12 protein-coding genes are annotated in these 13662 nt (G+C 64.5%); 8 read left to right on the top strand and 4 right to left on the bottom strand.

Annotation, left to right across the window (positions count from 1 at the left end):
- Positions 1 to 28 precede the first annotated feature (28 nt).
- Positions 29 to 1408, bottom strand: coding sequence for a signal recognition particle-docking protein FtsY (gene ftsY / locus RXV88_RS08550; RefSeq protein WP_316291970.1), 1380 nt, complete (start codon positions 1406 to 1408; stop codon positions 29 to 31).
- 852 nt (positions 1409 to 2260) lie between these two features.
- Positions 2261 to 3946: an NAD(P)H-dependent oxidoreductase subunit E gene (locus tag RXV88_RS08555; protein ID WP_316291972.1), complete on the bottom strand. Its 1686-nt coding sequence runs from the start codon at positions 3944 to 3946 to the stop codon at positions 2261 to 2263.
- A gap of 170 nt (positions 3947 to 4116) precedes the next feature.
- Between RXV88_RS08555 and RXV88_RS08560 the strand changes: the two genes are divergently transcribed.
- Together RXV88_RS08560 and RXV88_RS08565 are read left to right on the top strand one after the other, a co-directional pair.
- Positions 4117 to 5136 carry an alkane 1-monooxygenase gene (locus tag RXV88_RS08560; RefSeq protein WP_316291973.1) on the top strand — a complete coding sequence of 340 codons (1020 nt, stop codon included), beginning with the start codon at positions 4117 to 4119 and terminating at the stop codon, positions 5134 to 5136.
- 55 nt (positions 5137 to 5191) lie between these two features.
- Positions 5192 to 5587 (top strand): hypothetical protein, encoded by a 396-nt coding sequence (locus RXV88_RS08565; RefSeq protein WP_316291976.1) that lies wholly within the window; start codon positions 5192 to 5194, stop codon positions 5585 to 5587.
- A 99-nt stretch (positions 5588 to 5686) separates the two neighbouring features.
- Here the strand turns inward: RXV88_RS08565 and xseA are convergent, their stop codons facing one another.
- On the bottom strand, positions 5687 to 7237 hold the full coding sequence (gene xseA, locus RXV88_RS08570) for an exodeoxyribonuclease VII large subunit (protein ID WP_316291978.1): 1551 nt from the start codon (positions 7235 to 7237) through the stop codon (positions 5687 to 5689).
- 78 nt (positions 7238 to 7315) lie between these two features.
- Here xseA and purD point away from each other — a divergent pair, with 78 nt between their 5' ends.
- The 3 genes from purD to RXV88_RS08585 all read left to right on the top strand — a co-directional run bounded on the left by purD (position 7316) and on the right by RXV88_RS08585 (position 9709).
- The gene (gene purD, locus RXV88_RS08575) at positions 7316 to 8581 is read left to right on the top strand and encodes a phosphoribosylamine--glycine ligase (protein ID WP_316291979.1); all 1266 of its coding nucleotides are present in this window, start codon (positions 7316 to 7318) and stop codon (positions 8579 to 8581) included.
- 670 nt (positions 8582 to 9251) lie between these two features.
- Positions 9252 to 9521, top strand: coding sequence for a hypothetical protein (locus tag RXV88_RS08580; RefSeq protein WP_316291981.1), 270 nt, complete (start codon positions 9252 to 9254; stop codon positions 9519 to 9521).
- A 14-nt stretch (positions 9522 to 9535) separates the two neighbouring features.
- On the top strand, positions 9536 to 9709 hold the full coding sequence (locus RXV88_RS08585) for a hypothetical protein (protein ID WP_316291983.1): 174 nt from the start codon (positions 9536 to 9538) through the stop codon (positions 9707 to 9709).
- A 22-nt stretch (positions 9710 to 9731) separates the two neighbouring features.
- Here RXV88_RS08585 and RXV88_RS08590 read toward each other — a convergent pair whose 3' ends face one another.
- Complete coding sequence (locus RXV88_RS08590) at positions 9732 to 10004, bottom strand: hypothetical protein (protein ID WP_316291985.1); 273 nt, start codon at positions 10002 to 10004, stop codon at positions 9732 to 9734.
- Between the two features lie 400 nt (positions 10005 to 10404).
- Here RXV88_RS08590 and RXV88_RS08595 point away from each other — a divergent pair, with 400 nt between their 5' ends.
- The 3 genes from RXV88_RS08595 (at position 10405) to RXV88_RS08605 (ending at position 13586) form a co-directional block, all read left to right on the top strand.
- A complete protein-coding gene (locus RXV88_RS08595; RefSeq protein WP_316291987.1) occupies positions 10405 to 11514 on the top strand; it encodes a LysR family transcriptional regulator in 1110 nt (369 codons plus the stop codon).
- A 94-nt stretch (positions 11515 to 11608) separates the two neighbouring features.
- Positions 11609 to 12364, top strand: a complete 756-nt coding sequence (locus RXV88_RS08600) for a hypothetical protein (protein ID WP_316291989.1) — start codon at positions 11609 to 11611, stop codon at positions 12362 to 12364.
- Between the two features lie 82 nt (positions 12365 to 12446).
- Complete coding sequence (locus RXV88_RS08605; protein ID WP_316291991.1) at positions 12447 to 13586, top strand: MFS transporter; 1140 nt, start codon at positions 12447 to 12449, stop codon at positions 13584 to 13586.
- The last annotated feature ends 76 nt before the right edge of the window (positions 13587 to 13662 follow it).

Consider the following 13662-nt stretch of genomic DNA (forward strand, 5'->3'; position numbering starts at 1 on the left):
TGACCAGATGAAGATAGGGCGCGGCGCGTCATTCGGTGTCGAGGCCGGTGAGCGCGGCGGCGAATTCCTCGGGGTCGAAGGGTTGCAGGTCGTCGATCTGCTCGCCCACCCCGATGGCGTGGATCGGCAGGCCGAACTTGTCGGCCAGCGCCACCAGCACGCCACCCTTGGCGGTGCCGTCGAGCTTGGTCATCACCAGACCCGAAACATCGGCCAGCTTCTGGAAAGTCTCGACCTGGTTGAGCGCGTTCTGGCCGGTCGTGGCGTCCAGAACCAGCAGGGTGTTGTGCGGCGCGTCGGGGTCTTTCTTGCGGATGACACGGACGATCTTGGCCAGTTCCTCCATCAGATCGGCGCGGTTCTGCAACCGTCCGGCGGTGTCGATCAGCAGCAGGTCCGCGCCGTCGGCCCGGGCCTTGGTCAGCGCGTCGAAGGCCAGGCTGGCGGGGTCGGAGCCTTCGGGCGCGGTCAGCACCGGCACGCCGGCGCGGTCGCCCCAGATCTGCAGCTGTTCGACCGCGGCGGCGCGGAAGGTGTCGCCGGCGGCGATCACCACCTGCTTGCCTGCGGCGCGAAACTGGCTGGCCAGCTTGCCGATGGTGGTTGTCTTGCCCGACCCGTTGACGCCGACCACCAGCACCACCTGCGGCCTGGTCGGATAAAGCGGCAGCGGCCGGGCCACCGGTTCCATGATGCGGGCGATCTCGGCGGCGAGCAGCTCTTTGATCTCGCGCACCGAGAGGCGGCGGCCATAGCGGCCCTCGGCGATGTTGGCGGTCACCCGCAGCGCGGTGTCGACGCCCATGTCCGAGGCGATCAAGAGCTCCTCGAGGCTTTCGATCATGTCGTCGTCGAGCACGCGCTTGACGACCGGGGCGGCGGGCGCCGCGCCACCGCGCCCGAAGAGACGGCCCAGAAGGCCGGGCTTGCCAGGATCGGCGGCCGGCAGATCGGCAATCGGACCCAGGTCCAGAGTGCGATCCGCCGGCGGCGGGGTGGCATCCTGACCCGTGGGCAGCTCGGGCGGGGTTTCGGGCCGGAACGCCTCCTGCGGCGGTTCGGGCTGCTCTGTCGGGGCCGGTTCGGGCTCGGTCGGGGTCGCGGGCCGGGGCAGCTCGACCGGGGTTTCCGGCGCGGACGGTGTCCGGTGCGGTTCGGGCGCGGGCGCCGGTGTCTCGGGGGCCGGCGCGGGCACCTCGGGTTCCGGCTCGGGCGCCGGCGGCTCCGGAACAACCCGGATTTCCGGCTCGGGCTGAACCGGGGTCTCCGGCGCCGGAGGGGCAGCGGGCGGCGGGCTCGGCTCTTCGGGCTCGGCGCTGCCGCCCTCCTGCACGATGGCATCCAGCCCCTCTTCGAGCTTCGAAGACGACTTGAAGAGCTTTTTCTTGAGCTTGCCGAAAAATGACATCGTGCGATCCCGTCTGGCCTGTCAGTCACCTAATACGCCAGCGCGCCGGTGAAAAGCCCGGCTTGACGGCGACCGGCCCGCCACAGGGCGCGGTGCTGGGAAATTTCTTGCGCCGCTCCTGCCGGGTCCGGCCGCCGCCCCGGTATCTATGTGCAGCCCGCCGGGCCACCGACCCCGCCGACTGTATGCGCCCCGGCCGGGTCGCACATGACACCTGCAATGCCATCGGCGAATGCGCCGCGCGCCACGGGCCGGACACGACGGCCTCTCACGCTGGCGGCGCAGCCCGGCGGGCCGGCGCATGACGTCAGCCTGCAGAAAGGCTCGCCCTTCAAATCCGCCTGTCGCGAATTGGCACGCAACCGGCGTTTGACCGCGTTCAAACCGCCAAGGCCCGCGGAAAAGCCGCTCGGCGCGCAACCCGCCTTCGGCACGACCGAAACCAAGCAATAGCCAGAGGATGTCCTGCCGCGCGCTTGTGGCGGGCGAAACGCTCGATCTCGTCTGGCGGCAAAGCCGCGAAGGAGCGTCGGCATATTGGACGAGGTAAACGGTCAGTGTCCCTCTGCGCGGTCCAAGTCAATCCCGGAACACCCGCTGGGACAAGTGCGGCCCGGTCACCGCGTATCCAAAAATGCACAAGACGCGACCGGCTGAAACACATCCGCATCGACCGCCGCCCCGTCAAAGACGCCCCTTTCCCCTTCTTCTTGGCAGAAATACTCCGGGGAGCGCGAGGGGCAGCGCCCCTCGCTCCGGTCGGATCGGCAAGGCCGATCCGATCCGGATCAGACCGCGCGGCGACAGACAGCCGCCTGCCGCACAAGCCCGCACAAGCGCGCCTGCCCTGGCTCAAAGCTCGTCGGGAAAATGCTTCATCGTCAGCCGGATCGGGTTCGGCGCGGCCTGCCCCAGCCCGCAGATCGACGCATCGGCCATCGCCTGGCAGACCTCTTCCAAGAGCGGCTGATCCCAGCTTTCGGCCTGCATCAGCTTGACCGCCTTTTCGCAGCCCACCCGGCAGGGCGTGCACTGCCCGCAGCTTTCATCCTCGAAGAACCGCAGCATGTTCAGCGCCGCGTCGCGGGCGCTGTCCTGGTCCGACAGCACCACCACCGCCGCCGAGCCGATGAAGCTGCCATGCTGCTGCAGGGTGTCGAAATCGAGCGGCACGTCATCGAGCGTCGCGGGCAGGATCCCCGAAGATGGCCCGCCGGGCTGATAGGCCTTGAAAACATGGCCATCCATCATCCCGCCAGCCGCCGCGATGACATCGGCGATGGTCGATCCGGCGGGCAGCAGATGCACGCCTGGGGCCTTCACCCGGCCCGACACCGAATAGCTGCGCAGCCCCTTGCGCCCGTTCTTTTCGATCGACGACAGGATCTCGGGCCCCTCACGGCAGACCTTGGCGACCCAGAAGAGCGTCTCGACATTGTGCACCAGCGTCGGACGGTCGAATATCCCAACCTGCGCCACATAGGGCGGCCGGTGGCGCGGGAGACCGCGCTTGCCCTCGATCGACTCGATCATCGCGCTTTCCTCGCCGCAGATATAGGCCCCGGCCCCGCGGCGCAGATCGATATAGTCGGGCGCAACGATTCCCGCCTCTTCCAGCGCCGCGATCTCGCGGCGCAGGATTTCCAGCACGGCGGGGTATTCGTCGCGCATGTAGATAAAGACGGTCTCGGCCTCGACCGCCCAGGCGGCGATCAGCATTCCTTCAAGGAAAACATGGGGTTCTCGCTCGAGGTAAAAGCGATCTTTGAAGGTGCCCGGCTCTCCCTCGTCGCCATTGACGGCCAGATAGCGCGGCCCGGGATTGCCGCGCACGAAACCCCATTTCTTGCCCGATGGAAAGCCCGCGCCGCCAAGACCCCGCAGGCCCGAGGCCAGTACCTTGTCCTGCACCGCCTCCCAGTCGCCACTTCCACGCAAGGTTAAGAGCGTCTCGTAACCCCCCGAAGACCTGTAGCTTTCCAGCCCCTGATAGCCCGGCACATGGGCGTGGGTGTGCCCAGCCTCGATTGCCGCCTGCACCTTTTCCGGCGTGGCGTGGTCGATGTGGTTGTGCCCCAGCTCCAGCACCGGCGCGGTGTCGCAGCGGCCCATGCAGGGCGCGCGCAGAACCCGCACCTGCGACGGGTCGAGCCCCTCTTCCAGCGCGGTTTTCAGCTGCTCCGCCCCGGCCAGCTCGCAGGAGAGCGAATCGCAGACCCGGATGGTCAGCGCGGGCGGCGGCGCCTCGCCTTCGCGGACCACGTCGAAATGCGCATAGAAGGTGGCGACCTCATAGACCTCGGCCATGGAAAGCCGCATCTCTTCGGCCAAAGCGCGCAGATGCGCTGCCGACAGGTGGCCGTAATGGTCCTGGATCAGGTGCAGGAACTCGATCAGCAGATCGCGCCGCCGTGGCCGGTCGCCCAAGAGCGCCGCGACCTCGGCCCAGGCCGCATCGTCCAACTGCCGCCCCTTGGGCGTGCCCCGCCCCTTGCCGCGGCTGTTCTTCCAGACACCCTTGCGTTCGTCCAAGGCCATGGTCTTCTCCTTCTGCGTTGGCGCCACCATAGGCGCAAACTTCCCCTGCCCGCTTGCGAAAAACGACGCGCGGTGGCGCGTGAACGGCCTGGAAATGTCGCGGTTCGGCCCGATGGGTGACGGAATGTTCCGATAGGTGTAAAACCCGAGGCAAAAGACAGGCGCGCCCCATGATCCGCTTTTCGGCAATCACGCTGACGATGGTGCTGCTTTTGGCGCTGACCATGGGGCTGGGCGGCCTGTGGGCCGGGCTGGCGCTGGCCTATATCACCGTCTTCACCTTCTTCATGGACAAGATCGCGGCGCTGGCGGCACCCGACACGCCGGGGCAGGCGTTTCCGGCCGGCACCGGCCTGTCCGTGGCGCTGGGGCTGGTGCATTTTCCGCTGCTTTTCGGCGGGGTGCATGTTCTGGCGACAGGTCCCTTGCCGCTGATCGACAAGGTGCTGCTCTTCTCCGCGCTGGCGCTGTTTCTCGGGCAGGTCAGCAATTCCAACGCCCATGAGCTTATCCACCAAGGCCGCCGCGGCCTGCGGCGGCTGGGGGTCGCGGTCTATTGCTCTTTGCTTTTCGGGCATCACGCCTCGGCCCATGTGCGCGTGCACCATGTGCATGCCGCGACCGACCGCGATCCCAATTCGGCCCGGCTGGGCGAGGGGTTCTGGCGCTACGCGCTGCGCGCCTGGCGCGGCAGCCTGGTCGAGGGATGGCGTGCCGAGCGTGCCCTGCGGGCGCGCGGCAGCGGCAGCGGTTGGCATCCTTACGCGGTCTATGCGGCCGGGGCGCTGGCCAGCCTCGCGGCGGCCTTTGCCGTCGCAGGTATGCCGGGCGTGCCGGTCCTCCTGGCGCTGGCGGGCTATGCGCAATTGCAGCTGCTGCTGTCGGATTACGTCCAGCATTACGGCCTGCGCCGCCGCGTCACAGGCGACCGGCCCGAGCCTGTCGGGCCCCAGCACAGCTGGAACGCGCCGCAGGGGTTTTCCTCGGCCTTGATGCTGAACGCGCCGCGCCATTCGGACCACCACGCGCATCCCGCCCGCCCTTATCCGGGGCTGGGGATCGACCGGCAGGCCATGCCGATCCTGCCCCATTCTCTGCCGGTGATGGCCGTGCTGGCGCTGGCGCCGCCGGTCTGGCGCCGGGTGATGGACCGGCGCGCGCGGGCCTGGGCGGAGCCGCGCCGGAATTAACCAACCGTTAACTTTGCCCCTTTCCCATCGCGATCCGCTCTGGCAGGTTTGCGCCATGCTACGCCTGATTACGATCCTCTTCGTGCTGCTCGCGGCACCGCTGCGCGCCGCCGAACCGATGTCGGCGCTGGATTTCGAATCCTACGTCACTGGCAAAACGCTTTATTTCGGCCTCGGAGGGCAGCCCTACGGCGCCGAGGAATACCTCGACGACCGCCGCGTGCGCTGGTCGTTCCTGGACGGCAAGTGCAAGGAAGGTTTCTGGTACGAAGAGGCCGGCCAGATCTGTTTCGTCTACGAAGACAACCCCACCCCGCAATGCTGGACCTTCTTCCGGCAGGGCGACGGGCTGCGCGCCATGTTCCAGAACGATCCGAACGCCACGACGCTTTACGAGGCCAACCAGAACGAAGAGCCGATGCTGTGCCTCGGCCCGGACGTGGGCGTCTGAAGGCTTTCTCCAGTCCGGGGCCTGCGCCGGGACCTTCTGAGCCAGAGATGAGGCAAGAGGCCCCAGATCATGTCCGGGGCGAACGTGCGCCTTGCCTCTTCAGAAAAGGCTGCCCTGTTCGGGAGGTTTCGGCTTGCCGCCCTTGCGCGGGCTTGCCTCGCCGCCGATCTTGAGCCGCCCGTCGGCGAACTGGATTTCCAGCCCCGAGGCCGCCTTGGCCGAGGCCACGTCGGTCACCACATGCCCGTCCCCGCGCACCACCGCGAAACCGCGCTCCAGCGTCGCTTCGTAGCCCATGGTCGCGCGCAGCCTCTCCAGCGCGTCCAGCCGCTGGCGCAGCTCTGACAGACGGCCCTTGTGCGCATCCTGCATACGCCTCGACAGCGTGTCCAGCCGGTCCGACTGCGCCGCCAGCTCGCGCCGCAGCGGCCGCATGCTCAGCCGGTCGGCGCGGCGGGCCAGCGCCTCGCGGCGCGCTATGACAAGACGCGCCAGCGCCGGGGCCAGCCGCGCGGCGCGGTCCGCGGCGCGGGCGCGCTCATGCGCGATGCCCCGCGACAGCAGCGAGGGCCGCAGACTGCCCGCCGCGTCCGACAGCGCCACGCGCCGCCGCTGCACGCCCCGGATCAGCGCCTGCGGCAGCCGGTCGCCCAGCACGTCGACGCGCTGGCGGGGGGTGTCCAGCAATTCCTCGGGCCGCGGAAGCGCGCGGGCCAGATCGCGCAGCCGTTGGCCGCGCACCTCCATCCGCTGGCCCATCGCGCGCGTCATCCGCGCGCCCGCCTCGCCGACCCAGGACAACAGCTCGAGCCGCACCGGCACCGCCAGCTCTGCCGCCGCGGTGGGCGTCGGCGCGCGCTTGTCGGCAACGAAGTCGATCAGCGTCGTGTCGGTCTCGTGCCCCACGGCAGAAATCAGCGGGATCGCCGACGCCGCCGCCGCACGCGCCACGATTTCCTCGTTGAAGCCCCAGAGATCCTCGACCGACCCGCCGCCCCGCGCCACGATGATCAGATCGGGGCGCGGCAGCGCGCCGCCCGGCGTCAACGCGTTGAAGCCTTCGATCGCGCGCGCCACCTCGGGCGCGCATTTCGCGCCCTGCACCGCCACCGGCCAGATCAGCACCTTGCGCGGAAACCGGTCGCGCAGACGGTGCAGGATGTCGCGGATCACCGCCCCCGAGGGCGAGGTCACCACCCCGATGATCTCGGGCAGATAGGGCAAGGGACGCTTGCGTTCGGGGGCAAAGAGCCCCTCGGCGGCCAGCTGCGCCTTGCGCTTTTCCAGCATCGCCATCAGCGCGCCCGCGCCGGCGGGGCGGATGTCCTCGATCACGATCTGGTATTTCGACTGGCCCGGGAAGGTGGTCAGCCGCCCCGTCGCGATCACCTCCATCCCCTCTTCGGGCTGGGTCTGCTGGCGGGCGGCGACGCCCTTCCACATCACCCCGGCGATCACCGCGCGGTCGTCCTTGAGATCGAGGTAGATATGCCCGGACCGGGGCCGCGACACGCGGCCCACCTCGCCGCGGATGCGCACGAAACCGAACTCGCCCTCGATGACGCGCTTCACCGCGCCCGAAAGCTCGGACACCGTGTATTCCGGCGTGTTCCCTCCCTCGTCGCCGTCGTCGTCGATCAGATCGTCCATCGCCTGGCACCTGCTTGCTCTTGCCCGGCCCGAACCTTAGAACGCCCCCGAGCAAAGGCCAAGTCGGAGAGCGGCGCCATGAACATCCTGATCCTCGGCGGCGGCGGCCGCGAACATGCGCTGGCATGGGCCGTGATGCAGAACCCCAAATGCGACAAGCTGATCGTAGCCCCCGGCAACGCGGGCATCGCCCTGATCGCCGAATGTGCGCGGCTCGATATCGAGGACGGCGGCGCGGTCGCCGAGTTTGCCGGAGAGAACAACATCGACCTCATCGTCGTCGGCCCCGAGGCCCCGCTGGCCGCCGGTGTCGCCGACGATCTGCGCGGCGCGGGGTTCCTGGTCTTCGGCCCCTCCGCCGCCGCCGCGCGGCTTGAGGCGTCCAAGGCCTTCACCAAGGAGATCTGCGCCGCCGTCGGCGCGCCGACCGCAGGCTACGGCCATTTCACCGATGCCGCCTCGGCCAAGGCCTATCTGGCGGGGCAAAGCATGCCCATCGTCGTCAAGGCCGACGGGCTGGCCGCGGGCAAAGGCGTGATCATCGCCGAAACCCTCACCGAGGCCGAGGCCACCATCGACGATATGTTCGCCGGGGCCTTCGGCGGCGCCGGGGCCGAAGTGGTGATCGAGGAATTCATGCAGGGCGAAGAGGCGAGCTTTTTCGTGCTGGTCGACGGGGCCGATGTGCTGCCCATCGGCACCGCGCAGGATCACAAGCGCGTCGGCGACGGCGACACCGGCCCAAACACCGGCGGCATGGGGGCCTATTCCCCAGCGCCGGTGCTGGACGAGGCGACGGCGCAAAAGGCCCTGGACGAGATCGTCAAACCCACGATGGCCGAAATGGCCCGGCGCGGCACGCCTTACCAGGGTGTGCTCTATGCCGGTCTGATGATCCAGGACGGCCAGCCCCGGCTGGTGGAATACAACGTGCGTTTCGGCGACCCGGAATGCCAGGTGCTGATGATGCGGCTGGGGGCCCAGGCGATGGACCTGATGCATGCCTGCGCCGAGGGCCGCCTGGCCGAGGCAAAGGTCAACTGGGCCGACGATCACGCCATGACTGTCGTTCTGGCGGCAACCGGCTATCCCGGGGCCTATAAGAAAGGCACCCGGATCGGCGGGCTCGAGGCGCTGCCCGAAACCTCGTCGCAGATGATGTTTCACGCGGGCACAACCAGCACCGACGGCCAGACCGTCGCCACCGGCGGGCGGGTGCTGAACGCCACCGCCCGCGGCGCGACCCTGCAAGAGGCCCGCGACCGCGCCTACGACCTGGCCCGCTCGGTCGACTGGCCCGAAGGGTTCTACCGCAAGGACATCGGCTGGCGCGCCCTGTCCTGATCCCGGTCCTGGCGCAGGTCATATGCCGCAGGCAGCTTTGTGCGGGAAGGCAGGCTTACGACTGGGGTGCACTCTGGGGTTGCAGCCACGCGGCGGCGGTTTCTGCCCTGCCTCAAGTCGTGGGCCTGCAACGTAACGCCAGAACCCTGACTGATGGCGATCCGGCGAAATTGCGCGCCCTGCGCCGCCTCTGACATCGGCGGGCGCCGCGTTCCATTGGGGCCAGAAAGCCAAGAACACTCTTGAACCGCCGATATGATCCGCTGGGGTTTGACCGCACCAGCGGATCCCGGTCGCGGAATTAGACAATTCCAAGGTAATATTGTGGCGCAAATTTGCGGGAAATGTGGCTTTTATTGGGCGGAACTTCGGGCGGAAATAAAGAGAAATTAAAATCGTTTTATTTCATTGGGTTAACCCGCGCCTCAAGGCCGTCGCTCATGGGTAAAAAAATCACCCCATAACCGTAAATTAAACACCTGTTTGAGGGAAATTTTTGGATAATTGTTCGGAGTTTGGGGCTTGAGCTATAAATTGTGACACCAAGTGAAGATCAGTCTCCTTCATGTCGGTGACGAGCAGTAAGTGTGTAAGGCCAGTGACGAGTAGCCTTTTTGTGAAGTGAACGAGTGTTGCAGTTGAGTGAGTTGAGAAATTGGTGGATTGCCCCATGAACACGTCGAAAGCACAGGAAAGCGGTCAACACGACAGCGTAAATGGTTCCGTCGGGGCGCGCCCCGCTTTGAAGAGTTCGCGCTTTCCCGAGCTTCGTTCGCAGAGCGAACTGGAGGTGACGTTCAATCAGGACGGGCAGTCCACCATTTCACCCAGCCGGTGGCCGAACATCTGTTCGAGTTCGCTTTCCTCGCTGCCCATGATGCTGGGCAGGCTGTTGTCGGCGGCTCCCCGCTACCGCGACATGCCGCTTGGGGCTCAGTGACAGGAATACGAACCGTGGCTTATGTAAAGATCAACGAAGACGGCCTGGCCGAAGTCATACCGACGCGGATGTTTCTTGCCGAGGCACTCGCCAAGCATCGGTTTGCGATCGTCATGGTCGGAGTAATCGTGCTGTGCGATCAGGTGTCCGGGGGGCTGGAATTCGTCCTGAATTTCATCGGTGGTTAGCGCCAGTCATCTCGACCGGCGGTCAGGCCGCGGCGCTGGACGCCAGCCTTATGGCGCGCGACAATGCCATATCGGCGCATGACATGGCCACATCGGTCACACAGACCTGTCGTCGCCCGCTTCCGACCATGAACAGCCCCGAGTAGTAGACGCCAGATGTCACCTCGGTCGCGCATGGCACCCAATTGCCGCCTGGCCCCTCTACGACCTTGCCCAGCCGCACGTTTCTCGACCCGGGAGGCGGGCTGACGGCCTTTGCGGACAGGTCCAGCAGCTTGTCTATGTTGCAGCTCATGAAAATCCTCTTACCCCCCCCCAAACAATCCTTCAGCATTATGGTTATAAATTGACGTAAATTCGATTTTTTGGTCCTGCATTTTCCGCCGCGAAAGGCCGCGGTTGCCCGTGTCACGGGCTCTTTTCCCTCAATCCGACGAAGACGGCCGCATTTCGGCGCCTCCGACGGTCATGTCGCCCGACCTCGGCGCAAATGACGCCAGAAGATCGGTGGAGGTCGCGGGCCCCGCTGCGGGCAAAGCGCAAGTTGGATGCCCTTGCCGCCCGCCCCACCCGGTGCCTCGTTCGCAGCTTGATCGCGCGGCGGTGCTGCCCAGACGGACGCCCCGTTACGACAAGACCGCCATGAGCTGGCCCAACGCCGTCTACACCATGCCGACTCGACTCAGTCCCTCCACATGGCACCTTACCCCAAAACCTTTCCGCCGCGCGATCCAAACGCACGGACCGGGCCGCCGGGCCATGTACAATCCGCACAGAAAAAGCCCAAAAAATGCACCCGTCTCGCCTTAGTTGAAACCAAAGTCTGGCCGATACATCAGTGTCAGAGTTCAAGCGCGATTTTTGCGGTGGATCAATGGACGGTCAGCCACCAATCATGCGCATCCTGCGTTGCGGAGACTATTTTGTACCATTCCAAGGAACTTAGTATCGCATCGGTTCCGATGCTGCGCGCCTTTGTGGTGTTGAGCAAGACTTTGAATCTGGCCAGGACCTGCGAAGAGCTCAACGCGACCCGCCAAACCGTGCGCCGCCATATCCACGAGCTGGAAACGATAAAGGGCGGGTCTCTGTTTAAGGTTGAAAGCCGTCAATACCAACTCACCCCTTTTGGACGCGCCTCGATTGCAGAGGCCGAATTCATTCTTCGGCAAATCGAGAAATGGTCCTGCCAGTCCAAGATGAACAAAGCCAGCTCGGAATGGCTGGAATCAAATCGCTACGTCGATCAGGACGGTCGGGAATTCCTGTCGCAACAGCATCCCGTCAGTAAGATCGCCACAAACGGCCTGCCGATCATGAAAAGCGTCGTGGCCGCCTGGGGCGCCTCTCAGACGCAAATCGAACACGAAGCGATGGCCAAGGTGCGGCCGTATCTCGTGCTCTTCAGAAAAGTGCCCAGCGGCTGGGTTTTTGCCGAAGTCGGTGAAAAATCGGGCTATGCGCGATGGTTCGGGTGGACGTGGTCGAAAAGTGCGATCGGCAAACTGATGCAAGAAGACAACGCCGGCGACGACTTCAACGAGTTCATCGCAGGCGCCTACGCACGGATTTACGGCGAAGGCGGCGTCCGGCTGGATCACATTTTCGCGCACCTGCCAAAGGCTGAGACCGACGAGGTGGTGCCCGTCAGTTTCCAACGTTTATTGCTTGGTTGCGTCTTTCCCGATGGCACGCCGGGGCTTGGCTTGCTCGGTCTGATCACCAAACAGGTCGAGATCGATGCGCTCGACGACCAGTTCCTGTCCCACGTTCCGGAGGATCTGGTCATGGACTTTGAAATCTAGAAAATTTTCGCCGTTCGGAAAAACATCGGGCGAGCTGTGCGATGTGATGCTATTTTCCCTCTCGAGGCAGCAGTCAGAGAACAAAAGGGGAAAAATGCCCGCTCGCACCATTTACGCCATGATTGCCAACATGTCCGACATCCTCAAGGAACTTGAGGGTGCAGGCATGCGTCTGGAGATAGGTGATGATTTTATAGAGTACCGCAGACTACGGCAGGCCCAGGAAAACCGCCACGCCATATATCCCATGTTCGACGTTTCGTGTTCCTATGTGGACCACACGAATGCGTTCTGGATATGTGGTTTCAATGAAAAAGACGAATTGGTCCATACCCAGGCAATGCGATTTCTCGACATATCCGGGGAAACTCTGGGCCAGCATGTAAAAAGGCACAGGCACAAATATATCACGCCCAACACAACGCCGGACCCCGACCGTACGTTCTATTCCGGACCTCGGGGTCTGAAAGCCATCACCGGAAAGGTGTGTTACCACGGTGAATTCTGGCTCTGCGGCGGTGAGGGCGGCTATCGGAAGAAAGGATATACGCCGTTATTGTCCCGTATTGCGTTCGAATTGGCGCTCAAATCATGGGCGCCCAACTATGTGTTCGGGTTCATCAATTCCGCACTTGCCTTCAAGGGCACGCAAATGCATCACGGCTATATCCACTGCGAACCGGGCGAGTGGGTTGGTCCGGACGATCAGGTCACGGATGAAGACTGTCTTGTGTGGATGAACACGCGTGAGATCCTGCATGTCCTGCAGTCAAAACCGAAGGCACTGCTTAAGGATCGGGAGACACCGCTGCGCAAACCGGAGTTGAAGTCGGTTGGCACAGTGTCCTGACGGCGTTTTGACCGCCGCCGGATGCCCACGATCAGCACAAGGTTAACAGATGTCTGTGTCAGAGACCGATTTGCGCGCGAAAATGGACCTGTCGTCACGCTGTACGATTATCGGATGCATTGCGGTCAGCATTGCGTTCGTGATGGAGCTTACGCTGGTTCCGCTCTTCTTGCCGAACATCCAGATGCAATTCGGACTAGAGATGAGCGCCCTTGCCTGGGTGTTCAACTCTTACGGAATTTCGGTTGCGTTCGGGGTTCTGTTCGGGGGTATTCTGGGGGATGTCGTCGGTATCCGGAAGATTTTCACGACCGGCGTGCTTCTCTTCGCGGGTGGCTCGCTGGTCGTTTCGCTTGCCGACACCTTCGAAACCCTGATTGCCGGACGCATCTTGCAGGGCGTCGGCGGCGGCATCTTTTCGCCACTGGTGCCGCTGCTGCTGACGCGCGCCGTTCCGAACCGGCCTGGCAAGATATTGATGCTCTGGGGCAGTATCGTGGGATACGTGGCGGCCTTTGCGCCGCTCGGCCTGGGCCAGGCGCTATCGACAATCGGCTGGGAGGCGGCGTTCGTCCTGTTCGCGCTGGTCTCGCTGCTGGCGCTTTTGGTGAACCTCCGGGTCCGCGCTGGCGGGCAGGACGCGGCTCTGCACACCCTGCCGGGCCTGGCCACGCTCTTTCGGGCGCGCGAATTGTGGCTGGTATTCGTCTATATCTTTTGCACTTATGGAAGTATAACTTTCTATCTTTTCCGGCTGCCCATGCGGCTTACGGAAAAGGGATACGACCTGACCGCGATCGGTCTTGTGCTGTCCGTGCTCTGGCTGAGCTTTTCGATTTTGGGCACCGTTCTGCGAAATCGCGTGGATAACGCGCGGGTTCGCTACATCATCATCGTGGCGCCGCTGATGATCGTCGTCGGATTTGCCTTGGCCTATCTGTCGGATGGCATCTGGGGTTACGTCCTCTCTGCGGCGCTGACCGGCATCGGATTTGCCTGCAGCAATGCGCCCTCCACGCAGATGGTCCTGAGGTTCGCGCCCAGAGGGATGAGCGCGATTTCGACCAGCCTGGACATCTCTTTCGCCAGGCTGGGCGGCGTGGCCACGGTCGCATTTCTGGCGCAGGTCAGCTTTGACGTCGCGATGGGCGTCATGATCGCCTTGTCGCTCTGCGCAGTGATTTCGTCGATGATCTTCTCGCGCGACGCCGACGCATACTGAGTCGGGTTTGAACAACGCCTTCAGGCGGACTGAAGGCGGGGATTTTGTGTGGTGGGCGTGTGCAGGTCGGCGAACA

The organism is Aestuariicoccus sp. MJ-SS9 (assembly GCF_032586235.1).
GTDB lineage: Bacteria > Pseudomonadota > Alphaproteobacteria > Rhodobacterales > Rhodobacteraceae > Aestuariicoccus.